The sequence below is a fragment of the Micromonospora sp. WMMB482 genome (assembly GCF_019038635.1).
Lineage (GTDB): Bacteria > Actinomycetota > Actinomycetes > Mycobacteriales > Micromonosporaceae > Micromonospora > Micromonospora marina.
Window position 1 is genome coordinate 2113432 of the sequence record NZ_JAHOPD010000020.1, and the last position, 15523, is coordinate 2128954.

The window sequence follows — 15523 nt, forward strand, 5'->3', positions numbered from 1 at the left end:
CCGCTGCGGGGAGCGTCTGGCGGCGGCGAGAGTCGATGGACGGGGCGGCGCGCACCCAGGCTCCGCCTCCCTCGTCTCGGGGCGTCACGCCTGCGGTGTCTGCCGCCTGACCAAGGCCGCGACGCCAGTAGGTCGGCCGCCGGCCAGAAGGGATCTGCGATGTTCGTCGATGTGGTTGTCGTCGGTGCCGGCCCGGGTGGGTTGGCCTGCGCCCAGACGGTGGTGCGCCGGTCGCCGGGGCGGCGGGTGTTGCTGCTGGAGGCCGGGCGAGGGTTGCGGAATCGGCCGTGTCCGGTGGATCGGGGGTTGCGGTGCACGGGGTGCGCCGGGATCTGCAACGTGATCAGCGGTTTCGGTGGCTGTGTGCACTACGGCGACGGGGTGAAGTTGAGTCTGCTGCCCTCGGGCCGGCGTCTTGTCGATCATTTCGGTGAGGCCCGCGCCGGGCAGTTGTGCGAGCGCGCGTTCCGGTTCTTGACCGCGCCGCTGCCGCAGCGCCCGGTGTTGCAGGGAACGAGGTTGGGTGCGCCGGTGCTCGAGGCGTTCGCCGGTAACGGGCTGGCGATCCGGGAGTACCCGGTCGCGGTCCTGGGCGAGACGCAGGTCCGGACCATGCTCACGGCGCTGCACGGGTTCCGCGACGACGCCTTGACGGTGTGGGAGAAGTCGGAGCTGGTCGGCGCCGCCGTCACCGACGGCCGGCTGACGGTGACGGTCGCGACGCCGGGTGGTCCCGTGGCGGTCGAGGCCGCGCAGCTGGTGCTGGCCACGGGCCGGCACGGGGTGACCAGCACGCACAACCTGCTGGCGGCGTTCGGGGTGTCCACGATCGCGCCGGACCTGTCGCTGGGTGTGCGTCTGGAGACGAGGGCCGAGGTGTTGGCCGCGATCGGTGTCGAGCACCCCGATCTGAAGATCACCCAGCTGGAGCGGGTGGAGCACAAGACGAAGACGTTCTGTTTCTGCGGCGGCCCGAACGGTGGGCGGATCAAGTTCACCAACTACCAGCGGTCGTTCGGGCGCGAGGTGATCACGCTCGACGGGCACGAGACCACCGAACGCAGCCCCGGGATGCGTCCGCTGGCGGCGAACTTCGGCCTGTTGTGCCAGCTCGCCCGCCCCGGTGCCAGCGCCGACGTCCGGGCCGAGATCCTGTCCGGCTACTGGCGGCTCAGCGCCGGCCGGCCGGTCGCGCAGAGCCTGCGCGCGTTCATGGCCAGGACGGACGAGCCGCGCAGCTGGCCGGAGCTGGCGGCGGCGGTGACGTTCGAGCCGTCCGTGAAGGATCTGAGCACCGGCCGGTTGGACAGCTTGTTCACCGCCGCCGAGCACGCCAGCCTCGTCGGGAGTTTCCGCCGGGTCATGGGCTCGATCCTGGAGCACGCCGGCACGGGCCTGTCGGTGGAGGATCTGACCGATGACGTCCTGGTGATCGGGCCGGAGGTCGAGTTCCTGTGGGACCGGGTTCCGGTCGACGCGGATTGCAGGGTGCCGGGCCTGCCGGTCTACGTGGTCGGTGATGCCGCCGGCATCGCTCAGGGCATCGTGCAGGCCGCCATGATGGGCGTCGCCGCCGGCGAGGCCATCGCGGCCGGCGGCCGGGCATGACCGCCGCCCCCGCCCACCGCCCGATCACCGATCGGTTCGCCCCGCTGTATCCGGCGGCGGCGATGCGGTTGCCGGTCATCCCTCGCCTCCCGATGCCGCGCCTGCCCGCGCCGCCACCGGACGTGCGTAACCTCAGCGCGCACTACCGCGACCACTACGGCCCGCGCGTCCTGCGCGAATACCCATCCGGGGACGGCGGGGGCCGGATCGCGGTCATCGACAAGGCGTTCCCGCACAGCGTCTACGACCTGATGCTGCTCGCCACGATCGGCGACGACACCACCATCGCCTCATCGGTCGCCGATGTGCCCGAGCCCTTGCTGCGGACGCTACTCACGTTCTGCGGGCAGTTCGTCCGCTACGTCCACGCCCGCGCGACGCGGCGCCGGTTTGCCCTCGACGGGGCGCAGCTGATGATCGGCACGAACTACGACCCGGCCACGGTCGACCGGGACAACGGGCAGTGGTGGGACAAGCGGATGCACTGGCACCTCAACTGCTGGCCCGCCACCGCCTACCGCGACTCGCCCATCGTGGCCCTGGGCGAGGTCACCGATCTGCACCGGCGGCGCGCGCTGGTCGACCCCATCGCGTACCTCGCCGCGCAGATCATGCGTGACGCGCTCCAGACGACACCGCTGCCCGCCGGGTGCCGGCTCGCGGGCGAGGCTGATCTGCCCCGCGACGGCGGCCCGGTTGGACTCAAGGTCGCGGTACCGGGCTGGGACTTCCTGCACCAGGCCGCCTGCGCCCGGCTCCTCGTCCACCTGCACGACGTGGCCGCAGGCGCGTACGCGCAGCTCCGGCAGTGCTTCACCGGCAGCCCGGCTGCCGGTGAAGCCCTGCCGTGGAGCCGCCCTGGGCTGCTGCCGCCCGGTCAGGTCGCGGCGAACCTCGACGACCTCGCCTGGCTCTGCGAATCCAGCCGGCGGGGCCTGCTCGTGCTGCGGTCGCTGCTGCGCGACGTCACCCCCGGTGAGATGACCCTGATGCGCGCCGACATGGACCTGGCGAACCGGTGCCTGACCCTGGCCGGCCTGGACTACCACCTCGGATTCTGGTCCCCGCCCCAACCGGACAGGTCGCCCGGCCGCCAGCCGGTGTATCTCGTGATGCAGTTCAAGCTGCTCAGCGCCATCGGCAGCAGCCCCGCCATCGCAGGCGGCGTCGCCTCGATCCTCGACCGGTTCCACGGCCCGGCCATGTCGGCGCAGCAGACCCGCCTGCGCCGACAGTTCCAGGACCGCTTCCTCACGCTCCTGGACCCGTCGCAGGCGGCACCGTGACCCGCCCTACCCCCGACGCCGGGCAGACGAGCATCAACCCAGAGATCCTCGCCTTCTACTCCCACGGCGCCGAACAGGCCCGCCTCGCCGACCCCCGCCGCCGCGTCGAGTACCTGCGCACGCGCGACATCCTGACCCGCCACCTGCCCCGCACCGGAACGGTCGCCGACGTCGGCGGCGGGCCCGGCGCGTACGCGCTCGCGCTGGCCGCCGACGGCTACCGGGTCCACCTGGTGGACCCCGTCCCCCTGCATCTGCAGCAAGCCGCCACCGCGTCCGCCCACGCCGAGGCGCCGCTGACGTCGATCCTGCGCGCCGACGCCCGCCAGCTGCCGCTGCGCTCCGGCAGCTGCGACGCCGTGCTGCTGCTCGGCCCGCTGTACCACCTCACCGACGCCGCCGACCGCGCCCACGCCTGGACAGAGGCGCACCGCGTCCTCGTCCCAGGCGGTGTGCTCGCCGCCGCAGCGACATCCCGCTTCTACACCACCTGGGAGTACCTCGCCAAGAACCTCTACGACGACCCGGCAGTGGAGACCATGCTGGCCCGGCATCTGCACGACGGACAACACCGCAACCCCACCGGCGACCGAAGGCTGTTCACCACCGGCTACTTCCACACCCCCGACGGACTCGCCGCCGAAGCCACCACCGCCGACCTGCGCCCCCACGCCCTGCTCACGGTCGAAGGCGCCGCGAAACTGCTACCCGACCTCGCCGAACGCCTGCGCGACCCACCCCGCCGCGACCTGCTGCTACGCGCGATCCGCCGCGTCGAGGCAGAACCGAGCCTGCTCGGCATGTCCGAACACATCCTGCTCATCGCCCACAAACCCACACCCGACAGCACCACCCCGCAGGAGACACGATGACCACCACCATCCGGCTCGCCGGCTGCGACCTGCCCACCCCACACGGGCACCTCCAACTGCACGTCTTCGGCCCGCAAACCGGGCCCGAGGAAGTCCTCGCCGCCGTGCACCGCCCCCGCCCCGCCGACGGGCAGACCCCCCTGGTCCGGATACACAGCGCCTGCGCCACCGGCGACCTCCTCGGCTCCCTCAAGTGCGACTGCGGCCCCCAACTGGCCACCTCCCTGCACAGGATCGGCGCCTGCGACTACGGGATCCTTCTCTACCTGCTGCGCCACGAAGGCCGCGGCATCGGCCTGGCCGCCAAACTCCGCGCCTACACCCTCATGGACCAGGGCCACGACACCGTCGCCGCGAACGCCGCCGTCGGCGCACCCGCCGACGCCCGCGACTACCAGCCGGCCGCGGACGCGCTGACCTGGCTCGGCGTCACCGCCGTGCACCTCGCCACCAACAACCCCCGCAAGATCGACGCCCTCCGCGCCGCCAGGATCACCGTCGACCGCGTCCCACTATCCGGCTTCGTCACCCCCGCGAACCGCGCCTACCTCCACCAGAAGGACACCCTGCTCGGTCACCTGGACAGCAGCGCGACCACCGCCACTTCCTGACCATTCGCCCACCCGGACACGACCCGCCGCTTGCCGCTGATATGTATCATTCCGGCGTGCAACAGGCGGGCTCAGGCTTCCACGCCGAGGCCGACGAACGCGCCGCACCGGTGGCGCGCCGATGACGCTGACCAGCGGCACCGCTGACATCTCGAACTCGCATTCACCACACGTCGCTCGCGCTGACGGGAAGAGGACACACGCAATGAAGGTCTGTGTTGTCGGCACCGGATACGTCGGCCTCACCACCAGCGTCAGCCTGGCCTTCCTCGGCCACGACACCACCTGCATCGACCTCGACACCCAGAAGATCGACACCCTCCGCGGCGGCCACTGCCCGATCTACGAGCCCCACCTCGAAACGCTCCTGGAACAGGCCGCACCCCACATCACGTTCACCACCGACTACGCCGCCGGCGTACCCGACGCCGACGTCGTGTTCATCGCCGTGCAGACCCCGCAACTCGACAACGGCAACCCCGACCTGCAGTACCTGCGATCCGCTGCCGAGAGCGTCGCCCAACACCTGCGTGGCGACTTCACCGTCGTGGTCAACAAGAGCACCGTCCCGATCGGCTCCGGCAACTGGGTCGACGCGATCCTGCGCGAAGCGTACGAACGTCACCACGGGCACCGCCCCGACGGTCGATTCGCCGTCGCCTCGAACCCCGAGTTCCTCCGCGAGGGCACCGCGCTCGCCGACACCCTCTACCCGGACCGCATCGTCATCGGCTCCGACAACCAGAAGAGCCTGGATCTCCTCAACCAGCTCTACCGACCCATTCTCAACCAGTCCTTCACCCCGCCCACCGTGCTGCCCCGCCCTGCCGGCATGAGCGCCGTGCCGCTGGTCTCCACCGACCTGGCCTCGGCCGAGCTGATCAAGTACGCGGCCAACGCCTTCCTCGCCCTCAAGATCAGCTACATCAACGAGATCGCCGCGATCGCCGGCAAGGTCGGCGCCGACGTCCGCGAAGTCGCCCGCGGCACCGGCCTCGACGCCCGCATCGGCCCCCGCTTCCTGAACCCCGGCATCGGCTGGGGCGGATCCTGCTTCGGCAAAGACACCGCCGCGCTCATCGCCACCGCCAGCGAATACCACCTCGCCATGCCGATCGTCACCGCCGCCCGCGACGTCAACCACCGCCAGCGCACCAAGGTCGTCGACCGGCTCCTCGACGAACTCCACATCATCAAAGGCCGCAAGATCGGCATTCTCGGCCTCGCGTTCAAGCCGGACACCGACGACCTACGCGACTCACCCGCCATCGACATCGCAAACCTGCTCCTCGAACGCGGTGCCCGGATCACCCTGCACGACCCCGTCGCCGCCGATCGCTTCCGCCGCGAACAACCCACCCTCGCCGAGCACCTCACCGACCACGTCGAAGACGTGTTCGACGACGCCGACGCCATCGTCGTCGCCACCGAATGGACCCACTACCGCGACCTCGACTGGGCCAAATTCGCCCCCACCATGCGCTCACCCCTCGTCCTCGACGGACGCCACTGCCTCAACGCCGACAAACTCACCGAACTCGGCTACCGATACCTCACGATGACCGCCCCAGCCATCCCCCCACGCTCACGCCCCTAACGCCGGATGCCGGATAGACGGCGTGAAGCTTCCCGCCCTCTACCCGGATCCAGCCGTGAGCCTCCGACTCGGCCGGCCTTGCCGCGAGCTTCCCGCACGATGCCCATCACCTTCAGGGCCTCAACCGGCTCAAGGAGGACGGCTGCCTGTCGAAGTTGACCCGGGGCCGGACTGGCCGGTCCGGGCGGAGTCGCTGAGTCGAGTCCATGAGGCGGGCGGTTGCTCGGGTACGGCCGGCAGGTGCTCGGCGCCAGCGAGCAGAGCACCCAGGCGCGGATACAGCTGCGGCAGCTCGCGCAGATTCCGGATGTCTGCGGCGCCGACGATAGTGCCCAGCGTGGTGTGGGCCAAGCTCAGTCCGCCGTACTCCACGGCGTCGCCGAACTCGGCCAGCCACGGGTCGAAGGCGGTCGTGTACTGCGGCTGGACAAGGTAGTTGATCTGGAACGGGGGTCGGATCGCGCCGACGGCACCCCGCAGCAGCGTGCTCCGGCCGCCCTGGACCGGCACGGACAGCGGCGCTCCCTGCTTGTCCTGGCCGCCGTGCGCGGCGGCCAGCAGCGCCGGGTGCTGAGCGATGGTGGGATCGAGCAGCCGACCAAACGACTCCGCCCACAGCACCACATGGCCGTTGGTGGTGAAATCATCCCGAACCGCGGCCCGGCCGCGCACGCCGAGACTGACGTGGGCGATATCGCCTTGGATCACTTCGGCGTAAGCCGCCATCACCTCGCTGTCAAAGCCGAGATGCTCCAGGGCGATGGCGAGCTGATAGCAGATCGGTACGCAAGAGTTGACCGGGGCGCCGCTCATTGACTGATGCACCACGGCCACCACCGCGTACAGCGGCACCATCTCGACCGGGCACCGTGCCAGGGCCGCCGCCATCCCGCTGACCGCAAAGGCCGGCAGCCGGGGATTGTCCGGGTCGAACCCGGGTCGACGAGGTACGGCCTTGAGCCGGGCCGCCGGAATAGGATGCCGCACCGGCTCCCGCCGGTGACGCTTTGTGTTACGGGCCACGTCGATCCCCCTCCGACCAGCAGCTCGGACGGTAGGTCATCCCCGCCGATTCGTGCGGCACTACTCATCTCCCGCCGACAACGAGTCCAGCCAGCATCGACGGCGACTCAAGGATCGACACCCGCCTTCCGACTCCGGTCACCAGTCGTCTTTCGACATGAAGTCATAGCCCCCATCGTCGATCGTGTTCCACATCGCTTGCAGAGTCTCATCGGTGGCCGGGTCGAACCCGTCGCTCCGCATGCCGGCACGTTGTGGCCCGCCGTTGCGAGCCTTGGCTCTGGCCGCGTCGCTCTGCGACTGCCGACGCCGTCGCTCCTCCGGCGGCAGGCCCGCCCAGCGCCGCGGCATGGCCCGGGCGGCGTCACTCTGTGACTGGCGACGCCGACGCTCGAACTCCGGCAGGACCGGCGACGCACCCGCGCCTCCGGCTCGCGCCCGATCAGCAGCGCTCTGCGCCAGTCGACGGTCTCGTTCAGCCGGCGGCAACTTCGCCCACCGGGGACGCATCTCACCCATCACCCCATCGTGATGCTCCGGTGACGCATAGTCCAGACGCAGAAGGGGCTCGCTTCACGATCAGGCGGAGAAGTCGGACTGCTCCGATCCGGCGTCATCGACGTCTGCCGGCCCGGCCTACCAACCCCGGCCCGGTCAGCCCGCCGGGAGCGGTTCCGCGGGCGACCCCTGCCGCACGCACAGCGCCATGGGCCGGTAGTGGCCGATGATCGGCGCGGAGTCCCGGCCCGGGTTGGCCACTTCCACCCGAACGCACTGGCCGATGTCCGTGCCGACGCTGTGCACGACCACGCCGCGGCGCTGCCAGTACCCCACGTCGGCGGTGACCCGTCCGGCCCACCCGTCGAGTGTGCGGGCGGAGTGCCGGGCGTCGACGAACCAGACCCTCACCCCCGCTGCCAGGTCGCGCACCGCAGCGTCCAGCCCGGCCGCCGGGATGCGGTGCACCAGCAGCACGCCGCCGGCGACATCGAGACTGACGCCGGCGTACGCATCCGGCCAGCGCGCGCCAGCCGCAGAGTCAACGACGACTGCGGCGTCTGTGAGAGCCTGCTGCTGCGGCCACAGGGATTGCCGCGAGCTCGGTGGTGGGTGCGGGGACGCCGAAGCGCCGGGCGCCGCACACGCGACGAGCATCGGCAGCGCGGCCAGGGCAGACAGGGCGGGAGTACGGAACATGCTCATTCTCCACAGTCGGGATACTCCTGGCAAAAGGAGCGGTCGGGGATGGGACGTCGCCCAGTCCTAACCGGTTCCACCCGATCAGAGTTACGACGGCTACCACGACGGCGATCGTTGATCTCGGCCTTGCCGGTCGGCCGCTTCTGCCCAGAAGGCGGTGCACACCCCGGGCCGCCGCGGCGGCCCGGGGAGGGTGGACCTCCCGCCGCCGGAGCAGCCTCGCGTGGGCCGGCCGACTACGACGTCGCACGTGTCCCGCAGCCCGGTCGGCTGCTCGACGCCAGCCGTGCCCGCGGCTGAGTTCCATCGGAGTCGGGTCGGGTGATTCCCCTGATCGTCATTGACCAGCACCGGCACCTGGCGAAGCTTCGCCACCGCCGGCGGCTCGGCGCCTGCCGAGTGCACGACCCCAGTGCGTACGGCTGGTGTCCTGGGCCACCGCAGGGTTTCCGGGTGCGGGGCGTGCCCTTCAGCCGACACTGCTTCCCCTGCCCCTGCCGCCATGTCCGAGAGCGCGACCCCCGTCTTCGTCGTATTCCGTTTGCTGCCGTCCGCCGGGCCCGGCAGCCGGCTATCCAGGGGTGTCGCCGTCGCGCCGGATGACGCACGATGGCAGGCATGGAGAACGGCATCAACGGGCCATCGGCGCGGCCGTGCGACTCGAACGGGCATGTTCGTCCCGGCGCGGTCACGGATGCGCGGCAAGCAGGATCGCCGCGACGCGGGTGACGGAGACCCCGGCCCGCGCCTACGCCCGTCCGGGATGATCGGCCGGGCACCGAAGTGGCCCACTTCTCGGGGCTTCGGAGCGGCAATCGGTGGGAGTGCGGCGAGGGTGCGTCGCTCCGGGTAGATCCAGTCAGCGGTCGTCCCGGCTCAGACGCGCATCAGCGCGCCGCCGCCGGGACGACCGTGGATGTCGCTCAGGAGGCGCAGGTGTTCAGCATGCTCTGCAGCGCGGTCTTCTCTGATGATTGCAGGCGTAGTCCCCAGGTGTGCTTCACGGTGATCCACATTTTGCTGTAGGTGCAGCGGTAGGACGACAGGGGCGGCTGCCAGGTGGAGGGGTCTTGGTCGCCTTTGGACTGGTTGACGTTGTCGGTGACCGCGATCAACTGCGGGTGGGACAGGTCGTTGGCGAAGCTCTGCCGCCGGCTGGTGGTCCAGCTGCTGGCGCCGGAACGCCACGCTTCGGCCAGCGGCACAACGTGGTCGATGTCGACGTCGGACGCGGCGGTCCAGGTCGCGCCGTCATACGGGGAGTACCAGCGGCCGGAGGTGGCCTGGCAGGACGAGTTCACCACCACGGACGTGCCGTCGCGTTTGAGAACCTGCTCGCGGGTGTCGCAACTGCCGCTGATGGTGACCCAGTGCGGGAACAGGCTCCGGGAGTAGCCGCTGGTCGAACCTTCGGCGGCGACGGTAAGCGCGTTGAGCCGGGACTGGGCGGTGGCTTTGGACGGGATTCCCGGCGGGGTCGCCGCAGCCGGGCCAGCCCCGACCACGGCCGCGACGCCGGCGGACAGGACGGCGGCGGCTGCCACCGCGACGACTCGGCGCCACACCGTGGGCGCGCTACTGGACTTCTCTGGCATCAAGTCCTCCTCGACGACAAGCGGACGAAGAAAGACCATCATCGATGATAGTTGCGGTTCGGCGACAGGGCCGTGACCCTCGGGCCACGGGCAGATGCCCTCCCCGCGCTGCCAAACCGTCGTCACCGCGCCGAGGCGGAGGACCGCGTTACCGGGTGGTGGTCGCGGGCGCCGCGCCGGCCGCGACCGCCGGGAGGCATCAGCTGGTCGGACAGACGTCCGAGGGTGCCTCGCTAGTCCTGCTGGTGTCGGTCGGCGGCGGGTGGTTGGTCCGGGTCGGGGTCTGATGGGCGGGGTCCTTCGGGACCGTCGGTGGACAGGCGTAGCAGGGTCTCGATGCGGGTGACCCGCAGGCGGTGTCCGAGCACGGTGAGTTCATCGACGGGGTCGGCGTCGAGGTTGTCGGCGGCCTGCTGGTAGGCGGTGGCCTGCTCGTCGGTGAGTCGTCGCAGGCGCGGTTCGATGTGGCGAAGACCGAAGGCGATCTCGTCGCGGGCCAGCTGGGGTGTGGCCACGGCGCGGCTGTAGGGCCGCCACGACCCGTCGACGCATTCGGCGGCGGCGTAGCGGGTCGGCAGGACGACGCCGACCGGGTGGGAGGTGACAGCGGCGACGCTGTCGGCGTACACGTCGGCGGGCACCTGGGCGCGGGGGTAGTGCGCGGTGATCAGCTCGGCCCGCAGCATCGCCTCACCCATGCCGGTCGCGGCGTCCGGGTCGATGACGATGTTCTCGTCGAGGAAGCTGTCGTGGTCTGCGGCGTCGCGGGGGTCGCGGTCGGTGGGCCGGGGCGGTTCGGGTCCGTCGGACCCGAACCGCGCGAACGTGTCCACCCGCACGATCCGGTGCACGCGGCCGTCGACCACCACCTCATCGACCTTCTCCCGGTCCAAGACGTCGAGCACGGCGGCCAGCTCCACGACAACGGCGGGGTCGTTCGTCTCGTCTCGCTGTTCCCTGAAACGGTGCGCCAGGTTGTCCCGGGCGCCCTGGGGCGTGTCCGACACCACCGCGTGCACCCGCCACCGTCCTGCGTCGGCCTGCACCGCGTGCCCGAACAGCGGGGCACCGATGCGAATGTTCGGGTAGGCCGCGCCACGCCGCGCCGCGTCGTCCTCGGTGACCGCCCCGACCGGGTCGTCACGCCGCTGCACGCGCAGCACCACCACCGCGCGCTGCTCCTCATCACCCATGGCAAGCATCCTGTGACGCCACAGCGATCTCTCCCAGAACGACACGCCCGCCCGCTGTTGCGCCACGGGAAACGGTGAACCTGCGCACGGCATTCCGCCGGTCTATTCACAACTTCCGTTTCAGGTGGGGTGTCCACTCAAGGCTGGCGGTTAATTCTCGTTAATGCGCGTGTGCGGCATGCTTATGCCGTTGGCTGCGCTGCTCGGTTAGGCGCGAAGGTACTTCATGGCGAGACGCGGCGTCGATAGTGGTCTGCAAGGCGCCGCCGTGTCGCCTATCCCCTCGGCCCAGGTTTTCGTAGAGTCTCATGAACAGGACGAGACAGCATCGGTGGGCCCGAGCAATCCATGCGCGGGTGACGTGGGAACTGGATGCGGGAGCAGGGGCGGATGCCCTGTGCGCCACGACCCGGGCCTCCTTCGCTGCGAGTGTCGGCAAGCCGACAGCAGCACGGAGGCCCGAGGCCTATCGCTGGGCATTGACGGGGTGCGGTCGTGACGAGTGGAGGGGGTGGGCAGTTACGTGTTGGGAAGCTGGAGCGTGGTATTTCTGAGCGCTTGGAGAAATGTTCGCCAGGAGTTGTCTGTGAATGACAGGGTCGTATCGCGAGCTGCAGAGTTGCACACCTCGACCTTCGTGGGGTAACGAGACACGTCGACGCAGTGGTCGTTCTGGCATCGAGAGCTTCGGCGGGTCCAGACAGGATGCGCGTTTCGGGCCTCTTCCATTTCCTGACCTTCCCTGGATTCGACGTTTGCATTGGGGCGATTGATGAATGACAGCGCGACGCCGGTGATTTCTTCCGTAAACGCTGTTGGGGAGCGCGCACCGGGGTCGACGCCGGGCGTGGGGCAGCCTTTACGGAACGTCTCTGCGCGCGTAGCGCTATGTAACAACGGTAGCAGGGTCATGGCCGCTTCGGCCATGAATGTCTGGCTCTTTCACCCGATTCAGCGTCCGAAGGTTTGGTCTGATAGCTTATTTCCCTCAGCGGCGAGCCGACAGCCCAAAGATAATTGCTTTAGGCAGGTTTCCTCATTCATTTTGCCTACTGCAGTTGCTGACTGGAGGGCATGGACGTGACGACGGGCGGGCAGGGGCCGACCACGAATCGCAGGCGGCTGCGCCTGCTGTTGCGCCAGTTGCGACTCGAGCGGGGACTCTCACTGGAGGACGTGCGCCAGGAGATGGACTGGTCGCTGTCGAAGATGACGCGGATCGAGAACGGCTCGGTCAGCATCTCGGTCAACGACCTGCGTGCTCTGCTGGACTTCTATCAGGTGCGTGACGCCGATCGGGTCCGCAGTCTGCTTGACTTGGCCAGGTTGGCGCGCCGGCGTCACTGGGCGGCGGAGTACCGGGAGTTTGTTTCGCCGTCCTATATGGACTTCCTCGGTTATGAGGACGACTCGCGGCGCATCAGCCAGTACCATCCTTTCCTCATACCGGGGCTGCTTCAGACGGAGAGCTACGCCCGGCTGGTGGTGACCACGGGGCCACAGTTTCGCGTCGACAATGCGGCGGCGGATGCCCGCGTGCAGTTGCGCCTGGCTCGGCAGGGCCGGGTCTTTTCGCGGGCGAGGCGGTGTGACGTACGGATCGTGCTGGACGAGCGCGCCCTGAAGTCCGTGGAGAACACGGACCTCATGATCGAACAGATCGAACAGATCCTGTCCCGGCTGCCTGATCTCGACCTCGTGGTACTCCCGGGCGACACGGCCGCCGACTCCGTCCTCGTCGGCCCGTTCTCTCTGCATGAGTTCGAGTCGGAGGTCGATCCAGACGTGGTCTACCTCGACAGCCTGCCGGACGACGTCGCACTCGTCGAGGATCCCGCGGTGGTCGCCGGTTATAAGGCCTCCTTCGAGGACCTGTACCGCCAAGCGGCGAGGGACGACGACTCTCGCCGCAGACTCCAAGACATCGCCACGTCTCTGCGGGAGCAGCCACCTGCCTAACCCTCCCGCAGGTGCCGCGGGCCGAGCGCGCCCGCATGGGCACCGTGGGCACAGCGGTCGCCCTGGCGCGGCCGCCCCGCGGCTCCGTTGGCCACGCGAACCTCCGCGACGAAGGCCGGACGGCGCGTCGCCAGCCACGCGACCATGATGGCCAGCAACCCCACCAGGACAGCGGTCTTCAGGTCGACTTGAGTGCCGACAGGCACCGCCACGGCCACGCCGATCCCCAGCGACCCGCAGCTGCCGCAGGACCGGGCCGAGTGGGCGCGCCGCCCGACCGGGCCGACGTCGTCCACCGCCACCACGGTGACGACCTGGGCCGCGGACGCCGGTTCCGCCGTCGGCCGACGGTCCTGCGCCATCTTTTGCGAACGCACCATGAGTGCGCTCCTCCTCTTCCTTCGGGGGGTTTAGGCAAGTGCGCGCCGCACATGCCATCTGAATTTTCTAGTCGGCCCTAGTCTTTTGGCCCTGTGCAGAATTTACCTGCCGACTGGTCACAGCGGGACGCGACACGCGGTTCGTTGTCCCGTCGTCGCTCACCGCGATCTTGGTGGCGCTGCACCGAGCGGGCCACCGTGTGCTGGAAGCCGGTCACCGGCTACGCCGCCGCAGTTGATGGGCTGGCTCGCCGACACCTCGTCATAGGTCGGGGTGCGGCCGGGCGCTCGTTGCGGTCCGACGAGGCGTTACGCCGCCTTCGGGCGGTTGCGGCGCGGGATCAGCTTGGTCGTCGCCTCCGCCGTGGTTTTCTTCAGGTCCGCCAGCACGGAGGTGTAGGTGTCGGCGGTCAGGTTGTAGGAGGAGTGGCCGAGGGTGTCCTGAATTTCCTTGATGGTTGCCCCGGTTGCGAGCATCAGGGTCGCGGCGACGTGCCGGAGGTCGTGGAACCGTACCGGCGGCAGCCCGTTGCGTTTGACGATGCGGTCGAACCGGCCGGTGACCGTCTCCGGGTGCCACGGCTTGCCGTCGCGCTGCCTGACGAAGAAGAGGTCGCTGTCGACCCAGGCGTCACCGGCGACGACCTTCCATGCGGTCCGGCGGGACAGGTACCGACGCAGGTCCGTGACGCTTGCGTCGCTGAGGTCGACGACTCGGTCCCCGGCCGCCGACTTCACCGCCTTTTCGACGATCTTGTAGCCGACGCTGGTGCGCTGGGTGGTGATGGTGATGGCGGCGGCTTCCAAGTCGACGTCGTAGTCGTGCAGGCCGCACAACTCGCCCCGGCGTGGCCCACGGTGCACGGCCAGGTCGAACAGGGCGTACAACTCGGGATCCTGGGCTTCGGCGAAGTCGAGGAACTCGCCCACCTGCGCCGGTGTCCAGACCATCACGGGGCTGGGCCGCTGGCCGGTACGGCGCCACCGGTTGACCGCCACATCGGTCCACAGCCGAGGCTTCGGCGGCCTGCCGGACTTCAGCTCGACCGACTCGGCCGGGTTGTGCTCGACCAGTTTGTGGCGGTAGAGCCGGCGCGCGTCGTTGAGCGCCTTGCGTAGCGTGGCGAGGATCCGCTGCTGACTGGCTTCGCCGACCGTGCGGATCCCTTTGACCGCTTCGCGGATCTCCCTGGCCGGGCTTGCTTTGGCGGCGAGGATCTCGGCGTTGCGGGCGTCGATCGTGGCGAACACCGACTCGATGTGCGCGACACCGAGTTCCTGCAACGCCACCTGCCCCAGGTGCGGCGTCCAGTACTTGTCGATGTGGTCCTGGTAGCTGCGCCGGGTCGCGGGGGCGAGCTTGGTCCGACCCTTGATCCACTCGGTGAGGTACTCGCCGAGGGTGAGCCGGTTGTCGGCGGGCACGTCGGCGCGGATGCGGCTGGCGACGTGGTCGGTGTCGGGAAGCGGCTGGTTCGGCTTGCAGGCCTGCAGCAGGTCGGCGATCTGTCGGCGCAGCATCTCGTCGCGGCCGGCGAGGTCGAGTAGCGTGCGGGCGTGGTCGCGTTCCTGCGCGGCTTCGTCGCGGGTGTCGAAGCCGGTGCGCCGTAGCTGCCGCCGCGCACCGGCAGCGTTGGTCGGGAGTTCGAGTTGGTAGCGCCACGTGCCGTGGTGGGGGTTCCAGCCGTTGCCGCGGCGCAGCTTGGGGCATTGGGCGCCGAGGCGCTTGCCGTCTTTGCGGCAGCCGCAGCGCTTGGTGATGGATCCGTCTGCCATGACGAGTTCTCTCTCCTCGCCGATGCCCACCGGTGCGGCGAGCATCGGATTGTCGGGTGTCCGTCGGGTAGTGATCACCGCTCGTTCCGGCGGCGTGATCAAGTCGTGAGCGGCGGGGCAGGGTGCTCGGTGGGAACGCCGAGGGCGGTGAGGATCGCGGCGACGGAGACCCGGTAGCGGGATCCGACCCGCAGCACCGGCACCGGTAGCCGGTTCCCGCGTGCCAGTTCGTAGGCGCTGCTGCGAGACAAGCCGAAGATCTCGCCGACGGTGGCGACATCGGTGACCGCCCCGAGCGCACGGATGCGCTCGACGGTCCACACCGAAGCGGGCACCGGGGCGTCTTCTGCGGAAGTGCGGGCCGTGCTGTCCATGAGGTCTCGTCCTTTGGCAGACAGGAAGGGCCCGCCACGGTGGCGGGCC

The 15523-nt window shown here is 69.6% G+C and carries 15 protein-coding genes; 6 read left to right on the forward strand and 9 right to left on the reverse strand.

Annotated elements, in window-relative coordinates:
* Positions 1–159: 159 nt before the first annotated feature.
* The 5 genes from KSK32_RS10750 to KSK32_RS10770 all read left to right on the forward strand — a co-directional run bounded on the left by KSK32_RS10750 (position 160) and on the right by KSK32_RS10770 (position 5974).
* The gene (locus KSK32_RS10750) at positions 160–1608 is read left to right on the forward strand and encodes an NAD(P)-binding protein (RefSeq protein ID WP_216930854.1); all 1449 of its coding nucleotides are present in this window, start codon (positions 160–162) and stop codon (positions 1606–1608) included.
* Positions 1605–2894, forward strand: coding sequence for a hypothetical protein (locus tag KSK32_RS10755; RefSeq protein WP_216930857.1), 1290 nt, complete (start codon positions 1605–1607; stop codon positions 2892–2894). Before KSK32_RS10750 ends, KSK32_RS10755 begins: the two co-directional genes overlap by 4 nt.
* Entirely contained in the window at positions 2891–3766 is an 876-nt protein-coding gene (locus KSK32_RS10760; RefSeq protein WP_216930864.1) for a class I SAM-dependent methyltransferase, read from the forward strand. The genes KSK32_RS10755 and KSK32_RS10760 overlap by 4 nt, the downstream gene beginning before the upstream one ends.
* The gene (locus tag KSK32_RS10765; RefSeq protein ID WP_216930866.1) at positions 3763–4377 is read left to right on the forward strand and encodes a GTP cyclohydrolase II; all 615 of its coding nucleotides are present in this window, start codon (positions 3763–3765) and stop codon (positions 4375–4377) included. Before KSK32_RS10760 ends, KSK32_RS10765 begins: the two co-directional genes overlap by 4 nt.
* Before the next feature lie 205 nt (positions 4378–4582).
* Positions 4583–5974: a UDP-glucose/GDP-mannose dehydrogenase family protein gene (locus KSK32_RS10770; protein ID WP_216935987.1), complete on the forward strand. Its 1392-nt coding sequence runs from the start codon at positions 4583–4585 to the stop codon at positions 5972–5974.
* A gap of 129 nt (positions 5975–6103) precedes the next feature.
* On the opposite strand, the gene KSK32_RS10775 is transcribed toward KSK32_RS10770, so the two are convergent.
* The 6 genes from KSK32_RS10775 to KSK32_RS34945 form a co-directional block, all read right to left on the reverse strand.
* On the reverse strand, positions 6104–6862 hold the full coding sequence (locus KSK32_RS10775; RefSeq protein ID WP_216930868.1) for a hypothetical protein: 759 nt from the start codon (positions 6860–6862) through the stop codon (positions 6104–6106).
* A 273-nt stretch (positions 6863–7135) separates the two neighbouring features.
* Entirely contained in the window at positions 7136–7516 is a 381-nt protein-coding gene (locus KSK32_RS10780) for a hypothetical protein (RefSeq protein WP_216930877.1), read from the reverse strand.
* A gap of 135 nt (positions 7517–7651) precedes the next feature.
* Positions 7652–7972 (reverse strand): hypothetical protein, encoded by a 321-nt coding sequence (locus KSK32_RS10785; protein WP_216930879.1) that lies wholly within the window; start codon positions 7970–7972, stop codon positions 7652–7654.
* A 1148-nt stretch (positions 7973–9120) separates the two neighbouring features.
* A complete protein-coding gene (locus tag KSK32_RS10790; protein WP_216930880.1) occupies positions 9121–9792 on the reverse strand; it encodes an HNH endonuclease family protein in 672 nt (223 codons plus the stop codon).
* Positions 9793–10025: 233 nt separating this feature from the next.
* Positions 10026–10985, reverse strand: coding sequence for a DUF5954 family protein (locus KSK32_RS10795; protein ID WP_254187009.1), 960 nt, complete (start codon positions 10983–10985; stop codon positions 10026–10028).
* Positions 10986–11504: 519 nt separating this feature from the next.
* A complete protein-coding gene (locus KSK32_RS34945; protein WP_216930884.1) occupies positions 11505–11912 on the reverse strand; it encodes a DUF397 domain-containing protein in 408 nt (135 codons plus the stop codon).
* A 147-nt stretch (positions 11913–12059) separates the two neighbouring features.
* On the opposite strand from KSK32_RS34945, the gene KSK32_RS10805 reads away from it, so the two are divergent.
* Entirely contained in the window at positions 12060–12944 is an 885-nt protein-coding gene (locus tag KSK32_RS10805) for a DUF5753 domain-containing protein (RefSeq protein ID WP_254187010.1), read from the forward strand.
* Here the strand turns inward: KSK32_RS10805 and KSK32_RS10810 are convergent.
* The 3 genes from KSK32_RS10810 to KSK32_RS10820 form a co-directional block, all read right to left on the reverse strand.
* Positions 12941–13324 carry a hypothetical protein gene (locus tag KSK32_RS10810; protein WP_216930886.1) on the reverse strand — a complete coding sequence of 128 codons (384 nt, stop codon included), beginning with the start codon at positions 13322–13324 and terminating at the stop codon, positions 12941–12943. The genes KSK32_RS10805 and KSK32_RS10810 overlap by 4 nt on opposite strands.
* A 309-nt stretch (positions 13325–13633) precedes the next feature.
* Entirely contained in the window at positions 13634–15100 is a 1467-nt protein-coding gene (locus tag KSK32_RS10815) for a tyrosine-type recombinase/integrase (RefSeq protein ID WP_216930888.1), read from the reverse strand.
* A 98-nt stretch (positions 15101–15198) separates the two neighbouring features.
* Entirely contained in the window at positions 15199–15474 is a 276-nt protein-coding gene (locus tag KSK32_RS10820; protein ID WP_216930889.1) for a helix-turn-helix domain-containing protein, read from the reverse strand.
* Between the last annotated feature and the right edge of the window lie 49 nt (positions 15475–15523).

Excerpts from the sequence above, each read along its gene's own strand:
- KSK32_RS10780 (WP_216930877.1), bottom strand. The coding sequence starts at position 7,516 with ATGGGTGAGATGCGTCCCCGGTGGGCGAAGTTGCCGCCGGCTGAACGA.
- KSK32_RS10750 (WP_216930854.1), top strand. The coding sequence starts at position 160 with ATGTTCGTCGATGTGGTTGTCGTCGGTGCCGGCCCGGGTGGGTTGGCC.
- KSK32_RS10755 (WP_216930857.1), top strand. The coding sequence starts at position 1,605 with ATGACCGCCGCCCCCGCCCACCGCCCGATCACCGATCGGTTCGCCCCG.
- KSK32_RS10775 (WP_216930868.1), bottom strand. The coding sequence starts at position 6,862 with ATGGCGGCGGCCCTGGCACGGTGCCCGGTCGAGATGGTGCCGCTGTAC.
- KSK32_RS10795 (WP_254187009.1), bottom strand. The coding sequence starts at position 10,985 with ATGGGTGATGAGGAGCAGCGCGCGGTGGTGGTGCTGCGCGTGCAGCGG.
- KSK32_RS10805 (WP_254187010.1), top strand. The coding sequence starts at position 12,060 with ATGGACGTGACGACGGGCGGGCAGGGGCCGACCACGAATCGCAGGCGG.
- KSK32_RS10790 (WP_216930880.1), bottom strand. The coding sequence starts at position 9,792 with ATGCCAGAGAAGTCCAGTAGCGCGCCCACGGTGTGGCGCCGAGTCGTC.
- KSK32_RS10765 (WP_216930866.1), top strand. The coding sequence starts at position 3,763 with ATGACCACCACCATCCGGCTCGCCGGCTGCGACCTGCCCACCCCACAC.
- KSK32_RS10815 (WP_216930888.1), bottom strand. The coding sequence starts at position 15,100 with ATGGCAGACGGATCCATCACCAAGCGCTGCGGCTGCCGCAAAGACGGC.
- KSK32_RS34945 (WP_216930884.1), bottom strand. The coding sequence starts at position 11,912 with ATGGCCGAAGCGGCCATGACCCTGCTACCGTTGTTACATAGCGCTACG.
- KSK32_RS10810 (WP_216930886.1), bottom strand. The coding sequence starts at position 13,324 with ATGGTGCGTTCGCAAAAGATGGCGCAGGACCGTCGGCCGACGGCGGAA.
- KSK32_RS10770 (WP_216935987.1), top strand. The coding sequence starts at position 4,583 with ATGAAGGTCTGTGTTGTCGGCACCGGATACGTCGGCCTCACCACCAGC.
- KSK32_RS10820 (WP_216930889.1), bottom strand. The coding sequence starts at position 15,474 with ATGGACAGCACGGCCCGCACTTCCGCAGAAGACGCCCCGGTGCCCGCT.